This is a genomic window from Vreelandella piezotolerans (genome assembly GCF_012427705.1).
Classification (GTDB): Bacteria; Pseudomonadota; Gammaproteobacteria; order Pseudomonadales; family Halomonadaceae; genus Vreelandella; species Vreelandella piezotolerans.
On sequence record NZ_CP048602.1, the window covers coordinates 3,054,846 to 3,072,348 of the forward strand.

The 17,503-nt window shown below is 58.0% G+C and carries 17 protein-coding genes and 5 tRNA genes; 14 read left to right on the top strand and 8 right to left on the bottom strand.

Features of this window, described 5'->3' with window-relative positions:
• Window positions 1–132 precede the first annotated feature (132 nt).
• Window positions 133–606 carry a GlcG/HbpS family heme-binding protein gene (locus GYM47_RS13995; RefSeq protein WP_153842522.1) on the bottom strand — a complete coding sequence of 158 codons (474 nt, stop codon included), beginning with the start codon at window positions 604–606 and terminating at the stop codon, window positions 133–135.
• A gap of 221 nt (window positions 607–827) precedes the next feature.
• Here GYM47_RS13995 and GYM47_RS14000 point away from each other — a divergent pair, with 221 nt between their 5' ends.
• Window positions 828–1,508 carry a GntR family transcriptional regulator gene (locus GYM47_RS14000; protein ID WP_139526398.1) on the top strand — a complete coding sequence of 227 codons (681 nt, stop codon included), beginning with the start codon at window positions 828–830 and terminating at the stop codon, window positions 1,506–1,508.
• A 4-nt stretch (window positions 1,509–1,512) separates the two neighbouring features.
• Here the strand turns inward: GYM47_RS14000 and glcC are convergent, their stop codons facing one another.
• Window positions 1,513–2,295, bottom strand: a complete 783-nt coding sequence (gene glcC, locus GYM47_RS14005) for a transcriptional regulator GlcC (RefSeq protein ID WP_139526397.1) — start codon at window positions 2,293–2,295, stop codon at window positions 1,513–1,515.
• A gap of 213 nt (window positions 2,296–2,508) precedes the next feature.
• Between glcC and glcD the strand changes: the two genes are divergently transcribed.
• From glcD to GYM47_RS14025, 4 genes are all read left to right on the top strand, one after another.
• Window positions 2,509–4,008: a glycolate oxidase subunit GlcD gene (gene glcD / locus GYM47_RS14010; protein WP_153842521.1), complete on the top strand. Its 1,500-nt coding sequence runs from the start codon at window positions 2,509–2,511 to the stop codon at window positions 4,006–4,008.
• 17 nt (window positions 4,009–4,025) lie between these two features.
• Window positions 4,026–5,126: a glycolate oxidase subunit GlcE gene (gene glcE / locus GYM47_RS14015; RefSeq protein ID WP_139526395.1), complete on the top strand. Its 1,101-nt coding sequence runs from the start codon at window positions 4,026–4,028 to the stop codon at window positions 5,124–5,126.
• A 14-nt stretch (window positions 5,127–5,140) separates the two neighbouring features.
• The gene (gene glcF, locus GYM47_RS14020) at window positions 5,141–6,373 is read left to right on the top strand and encodes a glycolate oxidase subunit GlcF (protein WP_139526394.1); all 1,233 of its coding nucleotides are present in this window, start codon (window positions 5,141–5,143) and stop codon (window positions 6,371–6,373) included.
• 81 nt (window positions 6,374–6,454) lie between these two features.
• Window positions 6,455–6,856 carry a GlcG/HbpS family heme-binding protein gene (locus GYM47_RS14025; protein WP_139526393.1) on the top strand — a complete coding sequence of 134 codons (402 nt, stop codon included), beginning with the start codon at window positions 6,455–6,457 and terminating at the stop codon, window positions 6,854–6,856.
• Between the two features lie 152 nt (window positions 6,857–7,008).
• Here the strand turns inward: GYM47_RS14025 and GYM47_RS14030 are convergent.
• From GYM47_RS14030 to GYM47_RS14055, 6 genes are all read right to left on the bottom strand, one after another.
• Window positions 7,009–7,085: transfer RNA gene (locus GYM47_RS14030), tRNA-Asp, on the bottom strand.
• A 68-nt stretch (window positions 7,086–7,153) separates the two neighbouring features.
• Window positions 7,154–7,229 (bottom strand) — tRNA-Val (locus GYM47_RS14035).
• A 51-nt stretch (window positions 7,230–7,280) separates the two neighbouring features.
• Window positions 7,281–7,357 (bottom strand) — tRNA-Asp (locus tag GYM47_RS14040).
• Window positions 7,358–7,392: 35 nt separating this feature from the next.
• Window positions 7,393–7,469 (bottom strand) — tRNA-Asp (locus GYM47_RS14045).
• 46 nt (window positions 7,470–7,515) lie between these two features.
• Window positions 7,516–7,591, bottom strand: a tRNA-Val gene (locus GYM47_RS14050).
• A 106-nt stretch (window positions 7,592–7,697) separates the two neighbouring features.
• Window positions 7,698–8,417: an alpha/beta fold hydrolase gene (locus GYM47_RS14055; RefSeq protein WP_153842520.1), complete on the bottom strand. Its 720-nt coding sequence runs from the start codon at window positions 8,415–8,417 to the stop codon at window positions 7,698–7,700.
• Window positions 8,418–8,607: 190 nt separating this feature from the next.
• On the opposite strand from GYM47_RS14055, the gene ccoN reads away from it, so the two are divergent.
• From ccoN to GYM47_RS14100, 9 genes are all read left to right on the top strand, one after another.
• Window positions 8,608–10,032, top strand: a complete 1,425-nt coding sequence (gene ccoN / locus GYM47_RS14060; RefSeq protein ID WP_139526391.1) for a cytochrome-c oxidase, cbb3-type subunit I — start codon at window positions 8,608–8,610, stop codon at window positions 10,030–10,032.
• A gap of 19 nt (window positions 10,033–10,051) precedes the next feature.
• The gene (ccoO, locus tag GYM47_RS14065; RefSeq protein WP_153842519.1) at window positions 10,052–10,660 is read left to right on the top strand and encodes a cytochrome-c oxidase, cbb3-type subunit II; all 609 of its coding nucleotides are present in this window, start codon (window positions 10,052–10,054) and stop codon (window positions 10,658–10,660) included.
• 3 nt (window positions 10,661–10,663) lie between these two features.
• Window positions 10,664–10,882, top strand: a complete 219-nt coding sequence (locus GYM47_RS14070; protein WP_139526389.1) for a cbb3-type cytochrome oxidase subunit 3 — start codon at window positions 10,664–10,666, stop codon at window positions 10,880–10,882.
• Window positions 10,879–11,808, top strand: a complete 930-nt coding sequence (gene ccoP / locus GYM47_RS14075; protein WP_139526388.1) for a cytochrome-c oxidase, cbb3-type subunit III — start codon at window positions 10,879–10,881, stop codon at window positions 11,806–11,808. The genes GYM47_RS14070 and ccoP overlap by 4 nt, the downstream gene beginning before the upstream one ends.
• A gap of 223 nt (window positions 11,809–12,031) precedes the next feature.
• Entirely contained in the window at window positions 12,032–13,468 is a 1,437-nt protein-coding gene (gene ccoG, locus GYM47_RS14080; protein ID WP_139526387.1) for a cytochrome c oxidase accessory protein CcoG, read from the top strand.
• 7 nt (window positions 13,469–13,475) lie between these two features.
• Window positions 13,476–14,000, top strand: a complete 525-nt coding sequence (locus tag GYM47_RS14085; protein ID WP_139526386.1) for a FixH family protein — start codon at window positions 13,476–13,478, stop codon at window positions 13,998–14,000.
• Window positions 13,997–16,447 carry a heavy metal translocating P-type ATPase gene (locus GYM47_RS14090; RefSeq protein ID WP_153842518.1) on the top strand — a complete coding sequence of 817 codons (2,451 nt, stop codon included), beginning with the start codon at window positions 13,997–13,999 and terminating at the stop codon, window positions 16,445–16,447. Before GYM47_RS14085 ends, GYM47_RS14090 begins: the two co-directional genes overlap by 4 nt.
• Window positions 16,444–16,662, top strand: coding sequence for a cbb3-type cytochrome oxidase assembly protein CcoS (ccoS, locus tag GYM47_RS14095; protein WP_153842517.1), 219 nt, complete (start codon window positions 16,444–16,446; stop codon window positions 16,660–16,662). Before GYM47_RS14090 ends, ccoS begins: the two co-directional genes overlap by 4 nt.
• Window positions 16,659–17,354: a sulfite exporter TauE/SafE family protein gene (locus tag GYM47_RS14100; RefSeq protein ID WP_153842516.1), complete on the top strand. Its 696-nt coding sequence runs from the start codon at window positions 16,659–16,661 to the stop codon at window positions 17,352–17,354. Before ccoS ends, GYM47_RS14100 begins: the two co-directional genes overlap by 4 nt.
• Window positions 17,355–17,503: the final 149 nt, after the last annotated feature.

The window sequence follows — 17,503 nt, forward strand, 5'->3', positions numbered from 1 at the left end:
GGTATTAAACTTTCGTCTTGAAGCAGCCTCCTAAGCGTCAACTTACTGATACACCTAGCATTTAAAAAAGTGATGACATAAAAAAAGCAGCGTTCGACGAACGCTGCCTGCTTGAACGACCACCTCGTTGGCCTAATGCTCTTCGCCACCGGGCGCTAACCCCCAGTGCAAATCGGCCGCTTTGATACCGGCAATGGCGACTTGCTGATCCTCTTCTGACGAAGCGCCACTCACCCCCACGGCACCTATGACACATTGCTCTCCATCAAGAATAGGCACGCCTCCCGCCACCGGCACAAAATGCCCTTTCGAAGCCGCTGCAACGCTAGCAAGAAACGCAGGGCGTTCGATATTGCGTTCCCCAATAATGCCGCTGGCAATGCCCATACCCAGTGCGGCGTGTGCTTTTCCCTGAGCCACCGGAAAACGTAGTGGCGCGCAGCCATCTTCACGCTCGGCAGCCACCACATGGCCACCTCCATCCAGCACTACCAGCGTGAGAGGCGGAAGACCGACTTTTCTCGCCCGTGCCCTCGCCCCGTCTAAGATGGCTCTGGCCTGCTCTCGACTCAACTGAACGCTACACATGAAAATATTCATTGCCATACATTGGCTCCTACATGGTTATTGATTGTTATGGGGAGCAGTTGGGTCACTGCCGCCTATCTAGCATAGCTCGACTTGCTACAATTGAATTCATAATTACTTTTGCGAATCATACAAAGAGTCGCCAATATAAGCGTATGGCTTTGTGTTCAAATGGTGTTTACAAAGCGGCACCCGTCGCTTGGTGGATACCAAGCGGATACACAAGAAGGGACAGAACAATGACGAAAATTTTACAGCGTAATCTTTATCGTGAAGTCGCTGACCGCATTGGTGAGCTGATTGAGCACGGTGAACTGGCCCCGGGTGAGCGGATCTCAGAAAAGCAGCTTTGCGAACGGTTCGGCGTATCACGCACGCCGCTTCGAGAAGCACTCAAGGTGCTGGCCACAGAGGGGCTTATCGAGCTGCTGCCCAATCGAGGTGCGCGGGTGGTGCGCTTGACGTTCAAAAAAGTGAAAGATACCTACGACTTAATGGCAGCATTGGAAGGTTTGTCCGGCGAGCTCGCCTGCCAGCACATCAGCGACGCTGAAATTGCGGCTATACGTGCCTTACACGATGCCATGCTCGAACACTATCGCCATCGAGATCTGGCCACTTATTTCGAGATCAACCAGCAGATCCATGAAAGCATTTTGGCCGCTTCGCGTAATGAGGTGTTGCAAGAGATGTACAGCAACCTCAGTCAGCGCGTAAAGCGAGTGCGCTACTCGAAAAAAATGACCCAAAAATTTTGGAGCCAAGCCGTTCAAGATCACGAGAACATGATCTCCGCGCTCGAGCAGCGCGACAGTAAACGACTTGGGCAAATTTTACGCGACCACCTGTGCAACAAGCTGGAAGTGGCCACCTTGGCAGGCGTCATTGAGGATGACAGCCTGAGTGCGGCCAACGCTTAACCTGCTATTGCCACTGTTCGAGGCGCATTGCTGAACGCTCTAAACGATCATGCTCCGCTTCTAGCTCACGAAGTAGCTCGCTGATACTGGTCAAGTGTTCCAACGCAATCTGTCGCGCCTGCTCGGCATCACCACTTACCACCGACTCATGCAGCCGAGCGTGCTGCTGATTGATCATCTCGCGAGGACCAGGCCGATGGTAGAGATGCTTTACCGAAGCAAACACGGAGCTGAGCAGCAAATCGGTCAAACTCTGTAAGGTATGCACCAAAACCGGGTTATGGGAAGCTTGCGAAATGGCGAGGTGAAACGCATGGTCTAGTCGAGCCAGATGCTCTACCTCTAACTCATCTGGCGAGGCAGCAGCATACGCCGCCATTTCGCGGTAGCGGCGAGTGATCAATACTCGATCCATCGATGTTCCCCGCCGTGCGGCCAGATAGGCGGATTCTCCCTCCAATAAGGCACGCACTTCGAGCAAATCAAACAGGGTACGCGGATGGTCGTTAAACAGGTGCATCAGCGGGCTTTGCTGGTGCATGGGGAGCAGCGACGCCACGGTCGAGCCGTGACCCTGGCGGGTATTGATAATGGCTTTACTGCGCAGAATGCGCAGCCCTTCCCGCAGCGAAGCCCGCGAAACGCCTAGTCGTTCGCACAGACGCCGCTCGGAAGGCAGCAACTGCCCAGGCCGAAAAACACCTTCCAGTATCAACTCTTCCAGGCGAGCAGCCACATGCTCGGGCGTGCGCCGCCCCATGGAGATATCGTCTCTGCTAAACGCCATACGCCGCTCCCTTGGATCAATTGGCCATCTCAACTGGGTAAGACCAAGTCATTCAGGCTCTTCTTCAAACTTACCACCGCCCTACTATCGACCAATTACTGGTCAGACCATTGCACCACAACCTAGACAGGCGCACAAAAAAAGCTCAAATTGAGCGCCATGGTAAAGCAACGCTACCGTTACTTTTAATGATAAAAACTTAGGGATGTCGTTATGAATATCCTTTTCGACGAGCGCCTCGATGGCGAGCTTGTCCACCGTGATAAAGCTGACGTACTCAGCGACCTGCAAGGCGCTGTCCCCTCTTTGACGCTATTGCATCGCGAGGAAGATTTACGTCCTTTCGAGTGCGATGGCCTCGCCGCCTATCGCGTGCTGCCCATGTTGGTGGCGCTACCGGAAACGCTGGAACAGGTCGAAGGCCTGTTGAAGCGCTGCCACGCGCTGGGCGTACCGGTGGTTACCCGCGGCGCAGGCACCGGCCTGTCCGGCGGTGCGCTACCGCTCGAACAGGGCGTGCTGCTGGTCATGTCGCGGTTCAACCAGATCATCAGCGTTGATCCTGATGCTCGCATTGCCCGCGTGCAACCAGGAGTGCGCAATCTTGCCATTTCAGAGGCGGCCGCCCCTTACGGGCTCTACTACGCCCCGGACCCCTCCTCACAAATTGCCTGCTCGATTGGCGGCAACGTGGCTGAAAATGCAGGCGGCGTGCACTGTCTGAAGTATGGTCTTACCGTGCATAACGTCATGCGCGTGGATGTCCTGACCATTGAAGGCGAACGTATGACGCTGGGCTCTGAAGCCCTGGATGCCCCCGGTTTCGACCTTCTGGCTTTGATGAACGGGTCAGAAGGCATGCTAGGCGTGGTCACGGAAATTACCGTGAAGCTGCTGCCCAAACCGGAAACCGCCAAGGTATTGATGGCCAGCTTCGATGATGTGGAAAAAGCGGGCCGCGCGGTGGGCGACATCATTGCCGCAGGCATTATCCCCGGTGGCCTGGAAATGATGGATAAGCTCGCCATCAAAGCGGCGGAAGATTTCATCAAGGCAGGCTACCCCGTGGAGGCCGAAGCCATTCTGCTCTGTGAGCTGGATGGTGTGGAAGCCGACGTGGACGACGACTGCGAGACCGTGCGCCGCGTACTGGAAAAGGCTGGCGCCACTAACATTCAACAGGCACGTGACGAAGCCGAGCGCGCCAAGTTCTGGGCCGGGCGCAAGAATGCCTTCCCTGCCGTAGGCCGCATGTCGCCGGACTACTACTGCATGGATGGCACCATTCCCCGCCGCGAGCTGCCGCGCGTGTTGAAAGGCATTGCCGCACTTTCAGAAGAGAGCGGCCTGCCCGTGGCCAACGTCTTCCACGCGGGTGACGGCAATATGCACCCGCTGATCCTGTTCGATGCCAACAAAGAGGGTCAGCTTGCCCTGGCGGAAGACGTAGGCGGCAAGATCCTGGAGCTATGCGTGGCCGCCGGTGGCTCGATTACCGGCGAGCATGGCGTAGGTCGCGAAAAAATCAACCAGATGTGCAGCCAGTTCCAGCCCGATGAGCTGACGGTCTTCCACGCGCTGAAAGCGGCGTTCGACCCCAAACGGCTGCTCAACCCAGGGAAAAACATTCCAACCCTGGCGCGCTGTGCCGAATTTGGCGCGATGCATGTGCATAACAACGAGTTACCGCATCCGGAGCTGCCACGCTTCTGATGCTATAAGGAACCACCATGACCGAACTAGCGATACACGCTGCCGACCGAGACATTGCCATTGAGCTGAGCGAACAGGTTCGCAGCGCCTACCACGACCGCACTCCGCTGCGCATCGTGGGGGGCAATACCCGGGCCTTTTATGGTCGTCCGGTGGAAGGCACGGAACTCAGCGTCGCTGCCCATAGCGGCATCGTCTCTTACGACCCTATAGAACTCGTCGTCACGGTTCGGGCAGGCACCCGCCTGAGCGCGCTGAACGCGGCGCTGGCAGAAAAACATCAGATGCTGCCTTTCGAGCCGCCCATTTTTGGCGACGCCAGCACCATTGGCGGCGCGGTGGCCACCGGTATGTCCGGCCCTCGTCGCCCTTGGGCAGGTGCCGCACGGGATTTTGTCCTGGGCACTCGAGTGATTACCCAAGAGGGCAAACTGCTGCGCTTTGGCGGCGAAGTCATGAAAAACGTGGCGGGCTATGACCTGTCCCGCATGATGGCAGGTGCCCAGGGCACGCTGGGCGTGCTGGCCGATATCTCGTTTAAGGTGCTGCCCATTCCCACCGCCAGCCACAGCCTGCGCCTTGACATGGGCTTGCAAGATGCCTTAGCGAAGCTCTCTGAGCTTGGCCGCCAGCCATTGCCCATCACCGCTGCGGCATGGCACGCAGGCGAGCTTTTTATTCGGTTGGAAGGCGGTGAAAGCTCCGTCAAGGCCACCAAAGAGCGCCTAGGCGGTGAAGAACTATCTGCGGATTTCTGGCAGCAGCTGCGTGACCAGCAGCATGGCTTTTTCAGCCTCAATGAAGAGCAAGCACTGTGGCGCCTCTCGCTACCGCCCCATACCCCAGCGCTAGAACTCGCCGTTGATGAAAGCGATATCTTCTATGATTGGGGCGGCAGCCAACGCTGGGTGAAAACCGCACTACCCGCAGACACGCTGCGCGATGCATGCCAGAAGGCCGGTGGCCACGCTACCTGCTATACCCCGCATGCCCAAGGGGGTGCAGAGTCACCCTTTACGCCACTGAATCCTGTGGTCGAGAAGTACCATCGCAACCTGAAGGCCGAGCTGGATGCCCACGGCATTTTCAACCCTGGTCGTCTTTATGCGGCATTTTAATCAGGAGAGCTGACATGCAGACGCACTTTACCGATGCCGACCGCCAGAAACCGCATATCCAGGAAGCCGAGCGCATTCTGCGCACCTGCGTACACTGCGGCTTTTGTAACGCCACCTGCCCTACCTATCAGCTACTGGGCGATGAGCGAGACGGACCGCGCGGGCGCATCTACTTGATGAAAGAGTTGCTGGAGAGCCGCGATGACGATGACCAAGTCACCGAAGAGACTCGTCTTCACCTCGACCGTTGCCTAACCTGCCGCAACTGTGAGACGACCTGCCCCTCTGGCGTGGAGTACCACAAACTTTTGGACATTGGCCGCGCCGAAATCGACCGCCGCGTGCCGCGACCAGCCGCCGAGCGCGCCCAGCGCTATGCGCTGCGCAAAATGCTGGTGGACCCGAAACGCTTCAAAGCGCTACTAACGCTAGGGCAAACCTTCAAGCCTCTAGTGCCCGGCAAACTGCGTAGCAAAATGCCGCCCGCACCGGTCGATGCAGGCCAGCGACCCAACAGCCAGCGCCATGCCCGCAAGGTGTTGATTCTAGAAGGCTGTGTGCAGCCCGGCCTGTCGCCCAACACCAACGCAGCCACGGCGCGCCTGCTCGACCGTTTGGGCATTAGCGTCACACCGATTAGTGAAGCTGGCTGCTGTGGTGCTATCGACTTCCACCTCAATGCCCAAGAGGCGGGCCGCGAGCGGATGCGCGCCAACATCGATGCCTGGTGGCCGCAAATCGAGCAGGGCGCCGAAGCCATCGTACAAACCGCCAGCGGCTGCGGCGCGTTCGTCAAAGAGTATGCCGACATGCTCAAGGACGACCCCGCCTACGCTGAAAAGGCCAAAAAAGTCAGCGCACTGGCGAAGGATATCGTCGAAATACTGCGCGACGAGCCGCTCGAGGCGCTGCAGCTTAAAGAGCACCAGCGCCTAGCCTTCCACTGCCCCTGCACGCTGCAGCACGCCCAGAAACTCAACGGCGCAGTGGAAGGCGTGCTTAGCAAACTCGGCTTTGCACTAACGCCCGTGAAAGATGCTCACCTGTGCTGCGGCTCAGCAGGCACCTACTCGGTCACACAGCCAGAGCTCGCCACTCAGCTGCGCGATAACAAGCTGAATGCGCTGGAGGCAGGCAACCCTGAGGTGATCGTGACCGCCAACATCGGCTGTCAGACGCATCTCGCCAGCGCCAACCGAACGCCGGTACGTCACTGGGTGGAAGTCGTGGACGCTGCCCTGGTATAAACCTCTAACACTTGCGGCGCTCGGCACAACGCTAACCGTCGTGCGCCTCGCTTCACCCCCGATGACAAAAAGGAATCTTCGATGCAAACCAAAGCTGTTTTAGGCCAAGCCGACGTTATCCAAGTTCTCGACGCTGCCCAGAAAGAAGCTGACAACAACGGCTGGCCGGTCACCATTGCCGTTACTGACGATGGTGGCCACCTACTGGCACTGCGCCGTTTAGACGGTGCTGCCCCGTTCAGCGCCGATGTTGCTACCCAAAAAGCGCGTAGCGCGGCCCTGGGTCGTAAGGAGACGCAAGTGTTTGAAGAGATGATTAACGGTGGCCGTACGGCGTTTGTCTCTGCACCGCTACAGGGTCTGCTATCTGGCGGCGTGCCGATCATCGTGGATGGTCACGTCGTCGGCGCTGTCGGCATCTCTGGCGTCAAGCCAGATCAAGACGTGCAAATTGCCAAAGCAGGCGTCAGCGCGATCGCCTAACGCTTACCTAGTCAGTAACAGCAGCGTGCAGCGCATTGACTGCACGCTGTTCGTTAACGTGTGGTGTACACGCAATAAAAAAGCCCGAATCATAGATTCGGGCTTTTGGGAATTTGTTCGGCTTTATCAAACGATTGCCGATGAGTGCTTAATGGCGGACCGGACGAGACTCGAACTCGCGACCTCCGGCGTGACAGGCCGGCATTCTAACCGACTGAACTACCGGTCCACTATAAGACACATAACCATTCAACAAACAATTTAAGCGGTTCAGGGGCGCATAAATGTGAAACTGAATGGTGGGTGGTACTGGGTTCGAACCAGTGACCCCCAGCTTGTAAGGCTGGTGCTCTCCCAACTGAGCTAACCACCCGAAATACTGAAAGCTCATTGCTTATCAATATTGCTACTTATCAAGTTATCGTGGCGGACCGGACGAGACTCGAACTCGCGACCTCCGGCGTGACAGGCCGGCATTCTAACCGACTGAACTACCGGTCCGAATAGCGATAACCAACTGCAGGCTTATATGATGATGGCGGACCGGACGAGACTCGAACTCGCGACCTCCGGCGTGACAGGCCGGCATTCTAACCGACTGAACTACCGGTCCACTAATGCATCATTAACTGCGTTACGTTTCCAGGGCACCAAATAAGTGGTGGGTGGTACTGGGTTCGAACCAGTGACCCCCAGCTTGTAAGGCTGGTGCTCTCCCAACTGAGCTAACCACCCGCTGGTCACGTGGCGCTGCATTCTACAGAAGCCTGCTTGAATGTCAACACATCGTGTTTAAATTTTTGATTTAAACCAGTGTGCTGCACCTACTCAAGGCAACCGCTTACTGAGCGCGGACGAAGGATGCCGCAACTATGGCGGCTTCGTCAATCAAAACCTGTTGATTGACGCCAGAACGTCGTCGCGGCTTAAAGTCATGGTCACCATCGGTGAGCCAATGAATGCGTAGCGAGTCAGGTAACGCATAACAGGCTACCTCTTCACGCGTGCCGAATGGGTCACGCTCACCTTGTAGAATGAGCATGGGCACCGAGAGATGAGAAAAGTGGCCGGTGCGAAGTGACTCAGGCTTTTTGGGAGGATGAAATGGATAGCCTGCTGCGATGACGCCTGCGCAAGGATATTGGGTGGCAAGCAGCGAGGCCACTCGACCGCCCATCGATTTCCCTCCCAACCAAAGCGGCGTATCGTGCAGCGGCGCGAGCAAGTCATACCAAGCGGCAAAATGATCGACAGATGTCGCCACGGGCGGTGGAGGCCGACGTTTCGCTTGCTCGCTCATCTGCTGCATATAAGGAAAGTCGATGGCCCAGACTTGAAGCCCTTGGCTAACCAGCATCGCGGCAAATTGCCGCATGAAATCGGACAGGTGACCTGCACCAGCACCATGGGCCAGAAGAATTCTTCCCCCTACGGGCATTCCCGAAACGCTCACCGGTCCAACACCCTCCACGACGAACCGCTGAACTGCGGGGCTAGCGGGCCGTGCCTTCAGGTCATTTGGAGCGACAGCCTCGAAACCATGATCGGCGTAGTACGACACCCTGCTCTCCTAATAATTCAGCGTTACATCCATTGGCGTGTTCAGCTTAGGGCGCGGCTGCGATAGAATCTAGGCCGGATCTTGACCTGCATCATCAAGCGGGTGGCCGCACCCGTGCACAATGCGATGGCAGCGTGCGATTGCAAAATGCCACGGGTTACCCCCTAACCGCGTTCGATGGGAACATGAAATGAGCACAGCATTGGAACACCCGACCTACAATTACAAGGTAGTTCGGCAGTTCGCGATTATGACCGTTGTGTGGGGCATCGTAGGTATGACGCTTGGCGTTATCCTTGCCTCCCAGCTGGTCTGGCCGCAACTCAACCTCGGCCTACCTTGGACGAGCTTCGGGCGTCTTCGTCCGTTACACACTAACGCCGTTATTTTCGCCTTTGGTGGTTCAGCGCTCTTTGCGACGTCTTACTACGTCGTGCAGCGTACCTGTCAGACTCGCCTGTTCTCTGACAAGCTCGCAGCATTCACCTTTTGGGGGTGGCAAGCGGTGATCCTGTCGGCGGTAGTCTCTTTACCGCTGGGCTACACCACGACCAAAGAGTACGCAGAGCTCGAATGGCCGATCAACATCCTGCTGGCGGTGGTGTGGATCAGTTATGCGATCGTGTTCTTGATGACGATCAAAAAGCGCACCACGTCGCATATCTATGTGGCCAACTGGTTCTTTGCTGCGTTCATTTTAACGGTTGGCGTTCTGCACATCGTGAACAACGCCGCGATCCCCGTCACGCCCATGTACTCCACCTCCATTTATGCCGGTGCCGTCGACGCCATGGTGCAGTGGTGGTACGGCCACAACGCGGTGGGCTTCTTTCTGACGGCGGGCTTCCTGGGCATGATGTACTACTTCGTACCCAAGCAGGCTGAGCGTCCGATCTACTCTTATCGTTTGTCCATCGTCCACTTCTGGGCGCTGATCATGATCTACATGTGGGCGGGCCCGCACCACCTACACTACACCGCACTGCCGAACTGGGCGCAGTCGCTGGGCATGATCATGTCGATCATTCTGCTGGCACCGTCTTGGGGCGGCATGATCAACGGTATGATGACCCTGTCGGGCGCTTGGCATAAGCTGCGCACCGATCCGACCCTGCGCTTTTTGGTCGTCGCGCTGTCGTTCTACGGCATGTCGACGTTCGAAGGCCCGATGATGGCGATCAAGACCGTCAACGCGCTATCGCACTACACTGACTGGACCATCGGTCACGTCCACTCAGGCGCACTGGGCTGGGTAGCGATGATCACCATCGGCTCCATGTACCATCTGATCCCGCGTCTGTTTGGCCGCACCGAAATGTACTCCGTCAACCTGATTGCCGTGCACTTCTGGCTAGCGACCATTGGCACCGTACTCTACATTGCCGCCATGTGGGTCAACGGCATCATGCAGGGCCTAATGTGGCGCGCCATCAATGCTGACGGCACGCTAATGTACACCTTCGTGGAATCGGTCGAGGCCAGCGGCCCAGGCTATTTCGTGCGCATGGTGGGTGGCCTTTTCTGGGTAACCGGTATGCTCTTGATGGCCTTCAACGTGTATATGACCGTGAAGCGCCGCGAAGCCATTGGCCTCACTGCGCCACAAGCCGCCTAAACCGGGGAAGTTAAGACCAATGAAACACGAGATTGTCGAAAAGAACGTTGGCCTACTCGCCGTATTGATCCTGGTCGTGATCAGCTTTGCCGGTTTGGCCGAAGTCGTTCCGCTGTTCTTCCAAAAACAAACTACCGAGCCGGTCGAAGGGCTACGCCCGCTGACGGCGCTCGAATTGGAAGGTCGCGATATCTACCGCCGCGAAGGGTGCGTGGGCTGCCACTCACAGATGGTCCGCCCCTTCCGCGCCGAGACCGAGCGCTACGGCCACTACAACGTTGCCGGCGAGCAGGTGTATGAGCACAATTTCCTGTGGGGCTCCAAGCGCACTGGGCCAGACCTGGCGCGCGTAGGCGGTCGTTACAGTGATGATTGGCACCGAGCCCACCTCTACAACCCGCGCGATGTGGTGCCAGAATCGATCATGCCAGCCTACCCCTGGCTGTTTGAGCGTACCCTCGACGGCGAAGCCACACCGGATAAAATGCGCACCCTGCGTCAGCTCGGCGTGCCCTACACCGATGAGGACATCGCCAATGCTACCGCTGACGTACGCGGCACCCAGGAAATCACTGCCCTGGTCGCCTATTTACAACAGTTAGGAACCGTGCTCGAGGGCACACGTTAAGTTATGGATACGGGAACTTTCCGCGGCCTGATCACGCTGATTTTGATCTTCGCTTTTATTGGCATCTTTTTCTGGGCCTACTCGAAGCGACGCAAGCCAGACTTCGACGAAGCGGCTAACCTGCCCTTTGCCGACGATGATGAGCAGCCGACCCGTGACAAGCATGCTTCGACCAAACACGAAGCGGATTCCCGCCACGACAGGGGAGATAAGAATAGATGAATAATTTATGGGGTGACTCCCTATCCAGCTTCTGGAGCGCCTGGATCATCGTCATCACACTGGGCACGATCGCGCTAAGCGTTTGGATTTTGCTAGCCAACCGCCGCACCGACAAAACCCCAGACGCCGATGGCAATGTCGAGACCACTGGCCACGCAGCTGATGGCATCGAAGAGTATGACAACCCGCTGCCACAGTGGTGGTTCAAACTCTTCATCTTGACCGTGGTGTTTGCGCTCGGCTACTTGGTGCTCTACCCCGGCCTGGGTAACTATGCCGGTATCCTGGGCTGGTCCCAGGAGAGTCAGTGGGAAGAGGAAGTGGCCGAGGCCGAAGAGCGCTTCACGCCCATTTTTGCTCAGTATCAGGAAGTGCCCATCCCCGAGCTGGCGCGTGATGGTGACGCCATGCAGGTGGCCGAGCGTATCTTCCTGAACAACTGTGCCGTGTGTCACGGCTCGAACGCCCAAGGCGGCTACGGCTTCCCCAACCTGACCGACGATGACTGGCTTTACGGTGGCGAACCCGAGAACATTCTGACCACGCTGAACAACGGCCGTAACGGCCTGATGCCGTCCTGGCAGCAGCTCGGTGAGAACAACATCGAAAACCTGACTCAGTACGTGCTGTCACTCTCCGGTGAGGAGCATGACGCCGAGCGCGCTGCCAGTGGTGAAAGTACCTTCCTGGCCGCCTGTGCGGCGTGCCACACGCCCAGCGGCACGGGGAACACTGCGCTTGGTGCGCCGAACCTGACCGACGACGTGTGGCTCTACTTGGCCCCAGGCCAAAGTGTGGCCGACTCGATTCGTCAAACGCTGCGTAACGGCCGTAACGGCCACATGCCTGCCCAGGCAGCGTATATCGGTGAGGAACGCGTCCATCTCGTCGCCGCTTACGTGTATAGCCTGCGCTTCAACGACTAGTCCCGTTGACAGGCGTTTAACGCAAGCGTGAACGAAGGGGTGCGGTTACATACCGCACCCTTTCTACATCTAGCGACCGCTCAGCCGCCCGACGATCCGTTACACTATCGCTAGTCATGTGCGAACAACGACTCGGCATAGCACAACGCAACCTGCGCTGTGTGTTGACGTCGAGTTTGCCGGGCTGATGTCCACTCCTGCCTATTGAGCTGCGATCACCGCCATGGAAAAAATACCTAGCCACGATATTACGCCGCCAACCGTTGGGCACCACACGCCGGGTGACACCACCACGCAAGAGATGTACGCCAAGCGGCGACATATCTATGTGCGTGAGATCAAAGGGCTGTTTCAAAAGGTACGACGCAGCGCCAACTGGGCGCTCATGTTGGGCTTCTTTTTGCTGCCTTGGGTGAACTGGGGGGATCGCCCCGCCGTATGGTTCGATCTGCCTGGCCGCGAATTTCATATTTTTTCGGCGACCTTCTATCCGCAGGAATTCATCCTCTTATCGTGGCTGCTGATCATTTGCGCCTTTGGATTGTTTTTTATTACCGTTTTCGCTGGGCGCGTTTGGTGTGGCTATACCTGCCCGCAGAGCGTCTGGACCTTTCTGTTCATCTGGCTCGAACATCGCATCGAAGGGTCGCGCAATCAGCGCATGAAGTTGGATAACCAACCAATGAATGCCCATAAAGCCTGGCGCAAAGGCGCCAAACACGCCGCCTGGTTGCTGATCGCCCTGGCCACCGGCGTGACGTTCGTCGGCTACTTTACGCCGATTCGTGACCTGGTCACGGAGCTCCCCACTTTGGAAGCCCACGGCTGGTCCTATTTTTGGGTAGGCTTCTTTTTAGTCTTCACCTATCTCAATGCGGGCTGGCTGCGCGAGCAGGTGTGCATCTATATGTGTCCCTATGCCCGCTTCCAGTCGGTGATGTTCGATCGCGATACGCTGATCGTTTCCTATGACGCCGCGCGCGGCGAACCCCGTGGCCATCGTAAAAAATCCCTCGACCACGCCCAGGTTCGTGAAGCGGGCTTGGGCGACTGCATCGATTGCGAACTCTGCGTTCAAGTTTGTCCTACCGGTATCGATATCCGCGACGGGCTGCAGTACGAGTGCATCACCTGTGCAGCCTGTATCGATGCCTGCGATAGTGTGATGGACAAAATGGGCTACCCCCGCGGCCTCGTTCGCTACACCACCGAAAACGCGCTGGAAGGTAAAAAGAGTCATATCCTGCGTCCGCGTTTGATCGGCTATTTCGTCGCACTGCTGGTGATGATAGCGACCTTTGCCTGGGCGGTGAACGATCGTACGCCGCTGAGTTTCGATGCCGAACGCGAGCGAACGCAGCTCTATCAAGTCACTCGCGATGGGCTGATCAGCAACGTTTATAGCCTCACCGTACGCAACCTGGATTCGCAAGATCACACCTACGTGATCAGCGCCGCCGGGCTACCCAACCTACAGGTGGACAACACCTCGCTGCGGGTACCCGCAGGCGAGTCGCGCATTCAGGTCATTACCGTACTGGCAACCCCGGATACGTTGAGCGAGCCTAGCCACGCCATCACCTTGACGCTGCAAGCGCAGCAAGACGAACAGATTCAACAGACCCGTGAAGCGCGGTTCTTGAGCGACATCAGGAGATAAGTACGTCATGTCCGACACCCCCATTCCGCCTTGGTACAAACAGTTCTGGCCGTGGTTTTTACTCGGACTGCTGTTTTCGTCCATCCTCTTCAGCACTGGCTTCGCCATCATGTCGATCAAAAGCTACGACGGCATGGTGGTTCAGGAGGATTACTACGAGCACGGTAAAGCCATCAACATGGTGCTAGCGAAGCAGGAGCGCGCACGCGAACTCAACTTGAGCGCCGATCTGCGCATCGATCCACTCACCAGCGATATCGTCATCGACCTGACTGGGGACGCTCGGCCAGATAAGCTCTATCTCGATCTGATCTTCCCCACCGAAGATGATCGCGATCAATCCTTCGTACTGGAGCACGTGCGGGAGGGCCGCTATATCACGCAAGGTCCAGATAACCTGCGCTACCGGTGGTACCTTCAAATTCAGCCCGAGCAAGGCAACGACGCGGACTGGCGTCTCATTGGCGAAGCTCGCTTTCCCAATGAGCAGACTATTGCGCTGCTACCGGGAGGGCGGTCAGAGAGCGAATGAGCACCCACCCGCAAAGCTGCTACCACTGCGGTAGTCAGGTGCCTGACGGGGCGACATGGCGCATCGTCGTCGATGACACGTCCCACCCCTTGTGCTGCCCCGGCTGCGAAGCCGTGGCACACGCCATTGTGGATGGCGGGCTAGAGAGCTACTACCGCTACCGCACCGAACTACCCGAGCGGCCCGACGAGCGCCAAGCGGCCAAAGCGGAAACCTGGTCCGTGTTCGACGACCCTGGACTTCAGGCGCAGTTCGTTCACCCGGACGGAGAAGAGGGCCACGTCAGGGCAACGCTGGCCATCGACGGCATTACCTGTGCCGCCTGCGCCTGGCTCATCGAACACCGCCTGAACGCACTCGAAGGAGTCGCTTCCAGCGCGGTCAACCTGACCCATCACCGCCTACGCGTCTCCTGGGATCCCAGCGCCATCAAGCTCTCCCAGCTCTTTGCCGAGCTTGCCGCCATCGGCTACGAGGCACAGCCCTACGAGCCCGACCACGCCCAAACGCGCTTGCAGCACGAAGAGCGCATGAACGTGCGCCGGTTAATCGTGGCAGCGGTAGGGATGATGCAGGTGATGATGTTTTCCATCCCGATCTATGTGTCAGGGCCTGGGGAACTCAGTGAAGATTTCTTTGCGCTTTTTCACTGGCTCTCGTTTGCGTTGGCCACTCCGGTGGTCTTCTTCTCAGCACTACCCTTTTTCCGCAACGCCCTTCGTGATCTCAAAACGGGCGTCTTGGGCATGGATGTGCCCGTCTCACTGGCCATCGGCGGTGCCTATCTAGCCAGCAGCTATGCCGTACTGTTCAACGTTGGCGAGGTCTATTTCGACTCTGTCGCCATGTTCACCTTCTTCCTACTATTTGGCCGCTACGTGGAAGGACGCGCGCGGCGGCGCAGCGGCCACAGCGGCAATGCATTAAGTGGTGTGCTGCCGGTTTCTGCTACCCGACTGGAGGCGGACGGCAGCGAACGCATCCTACCCGCCAGCGAGCTAGCTCCCGGGGATCGAGTGCTCATCAAGCCCGGCCACGGTGTGCCCGCCGATGGCATCATAGAAGATGGTGAATCCAGCCTGGATGAGTCGATGCTAACCGGCGAATATCTACCCGTCACTCGCCGAGTAGGCGAACAGGTCGTGGGCGGCAGTCAAAACATGGAAAACCCGCTTACGGTGCGGGTTACCCATTCAGGTAGCCATGCGCGCGCGGCGGGTATCGTGGATTTGACCGACCGGGCCTTTGCCAGCCGCCCAAGGCTGGCCCAGATGGCAGCGCGAATGGCGCACCTATTCGTTCTACGCCTACTGGTGGTCACCGCCTGTGTCACCGTGGCATGGTGGTTCATCGACCCGTCCCGTATGCTCTGGGTGCTGCTGTCGGTGCTCGTGGTCACCTGCCCGTGTGCACTGGCGCTCGCCACTCCAACGGCTCTCACGGCAGGGCATGGACAGTTGCGCCAGCGCGGCGTCCTGATCACCCGAGCCGATGCTATTGAGTCACTTTCGAACGTGACACGGGTGATTTTTGATAAGACCGGCACGCTGACCCGTGGCGAGATGCAGCTCACCCAGACGCATCCGTTAACCGAGCAGAGCAGCGAACGGCTACGCGCGATCGCTGCCGCACTAGAAGCTCACTCCGAGCACCCGATTGCCCGCGCTTTTCGACCGTATAGGGACGCCACGCTGCAAGCGCGGCAGGTCAAAAGCGTTACCGGCAGCGGACTGGAGGGCATACTCGACGGCGCCACATGGCGCTTGGGCAAGCCCGATTTTGCAACGAGCCAAACACTCAGCACTCCTGGCCGCGGTCAGTGGCTACTACTTAGCGAAGACGATGCACCACGCGCCTGGTTCAAGCTCCATGACGGTGTCCGGGAAGACGCTGCGCACACCGTTGCCGCCCTACAAGCGAAAGGGCTTACTGTGGAGCTACTCTCCGGCGATACCCAAGAAGCGGTAGAAAGCCTGGCCGAGCAGCTCGATATCCCCGTATGGCACGCGGGCAAGTCACCGGAAGGCAAACTCGAGCGGCTGCGCGAGCTGCAGGCCCAAGGCGAGCGCGTGGTGATGATTGGGGATGGCATCAACGATGTGCCAGTCTTGGCCGGCGCCGATGTGGCCATTGCCATGAACGGTGCCACCGACTTGGCGCGTACCCGCGCCGATGCGGTCTTGCTCAGCCCACGTTTGATGCGTATTTTCGAGGCCATCGAGATTGCCAACGCGACGCGACGCATCATGCGTCAAAACATGATCTGGTCGGTGTGCTACAACTTCTCTGCACTGCCTCTGGCTGCGATAGGGTTGGTGCCGCCCTGGCTGGCGGCTATTGGCATGTCGCTCAGCTCACTCGTGGTCGTGGGCAATGCGCTGCGCTTGACCCGCTGGCGTAGCTCGACCGTTTCCCAGGTAGCTCCCGCGAGACCGGTGACCGCATGACGATTCTCTATTTATTGATTCCACTGTCGCTGATTTTGCTAGGGCTCGCAGTGTGGGCCTTCTTCTGGGCGGTGAAGAATGACCAGTTCGACGACTTGGAAGGCCCTGCCCATCGCATTCTGTTCGACGACAATGAGAACGATCTCACCCCCGAACAGCGCGCCGAGCGCAAAAAAGGCACCAAGCCACCCCGTGACCGTGAGCCACCGCCGTGAACCCGACCGGACTTGACTTGCCGCCACTGCTGGCAGCCTTCGTATTTGGCTTGATGGGGGGTGCCCACTGCATTGGCATGTGCGGCGGCATCATGAGTGCGCTCACCTTTGCCGTGCCACCCAGCATGCGACACCCTGCCCGTATGGGTGGATTATTGCTCGGCTATAACCTAGGGCGCATCATGAGCTACATGACGGCTGGCGCTTTGGTAGCCGGACTGGGCACCTTGATCTCACTATCGCCTCATGCACGTCTCGCGCTACAGGTCGTCGCGGCGGTGATGCTGATGTTGATGGCGCTGTATATCGCTAACTGGTGGAAAGGCTTATTGAAAGTGGAAGCGATAGGGCGCAGGCTTTGGCGCCATATCGAACCCATCGGCAGGCGCTTGATGCCCGTCGTGTACCTGCCCCAGGCGTTTGCTTTAGGCGCCCTGTGGGGCTGGCTACCCTGCGGATTGGTCTACTCGATGCTTGCTTGGAGCTTGGCCATTGCCGATCCGTTACAAGGGGCGCTATTGATGGGTGCCTTTGGTTTGGGCACCCTGCCCGCGCTGCTTGCGACGGGCCTAGCGGCACGCCAGCTCAGCCACTTGATTCGCCACCGTGCCACACGCAGTATCGCCGCGCTGACCATCATCAGTTTTGCGCTGTGGCAGCTCTGGACGTTGTTCTCCCCTACCGGGCACTGAGCCTATCGACGGGCCGCACTTTCTCACCTTTCTAACTAGCTTAGCCGCTTCGGCATGGGCTTTTACGCCATTGCTTGATACAGCTCAACGCATTGCGCTGCCCCCTGGCGTAGCATGAACGCATCCGTTCACTCGCTTGTTCTGTTACA

What these genes read in the sequence shown, in the direction of transcription:
- GYM47_RS13995 (WP_153842522.1), bottom strand. Translation starts at nt 606, where the DNA reads ATGGCAATGAATATTTTCATGTGTAGCGTTCAGTTGAGTCGAGAGCAG.
- GYM47_RS14000 (WP_139526398.1), top strand. Translation starts at nt 828, where the DNA reads ATGACGAAAATTTTACAGCGTAATCTTTATCGTGAAGTCGCTGACCGC.
- glcC (WP_139526397.1), bottom strand. Translation starts at nt 2,295, where the DNA reads ATGGCGTTTAGCAGAGACGATATCTCCATGGGGCGGCGCACGCCCGAG.
- glcD (WP_153842521.1), top strand. Translation starts at nt 2,509, where the DNA reads ATGAATATCCTTTTCGACGAGCGCCTCGATGGCGAGCTTGTCCACCGT.
- glcE (WP_139526395.1), top strand. Translation starts at nt 4,026, where the DNA reads ATGACCGAACTAGCGATACACGCTGCCGACCGAGACATTGCCATTGAG.
- glcF (WP_139526394.1), top strand. Translation starts at nt 5,141, where the DNA reads ATGCAGACGCACTTTACCGATGCCGACCGCCAGAAACCGCATATCCAG.
- GYM47_RS14025 (WP_139526393.1), top strand. Translation starts at nt 6,455, where the DNA reads ATGCAAACCAAAGCTGTTTTAGGCCAAGCCGACGTTATCCAAGTTCTC.
- ccoN (WP_139526391.1), top strand. Translation starts at nt 8,608, where the DNA reads ATGAGCACAGCATTGGAACACCCGACCTACAATTACAAGGTAGTTCGG.
- ccoO (WP_153842519.1), top strand. Translation starts at nt 10,052, where the DNA reads ATGAAACACGAGATTGTCGAAAAGAACGTTGGCCTACTCGCCGTATTG.
- GYM47_RS14070 (WP_139526389.1), top strand. Translation starts at nt 10,664, where the DNA reads ATGGATACGGGAACTTTCCGCGGCCTGATCACGCTGATTTTGATCTTC.
- ccoP (WP_139526388.1), top strand. Translation starts at nt 10,879, where the DNA reads ATGAATAATTTATGGGGTGACTCCCTATCCAGCTTCTGGAGCGCCTGG.
- ccoG (WP_139526387.1), top strand. Translation starts at nt 12,032, where the DNA reads ATGGAAAAAATACCTAGCCACGATATTACGCCGCCAACCGTTGGGCAC.
- GYM47_RS14085 (WP_139526386.1), top strand. Translation starts at nt 13,476, where the DNA reads ATGTCCGACACCCCCATTCCGCCTTGGTACAAACAGTTCTGGCCGTGG.
- GYM47_RS14090 (WP_153842518.1), top strand. Translation starts at nt 13,997, where the DNA reads ATGAGCACCCACCCGCAAAGCTGCTACCACTGCGGTAGTCAGGTGCCT.
- ccoS (WP_153842517.1), top strand. Translation starts at nt 16,444, where the DNA reads ATGACGATTCTCTATTTATTGATTCCACTGTCGCTGATTTTGCTAGGG.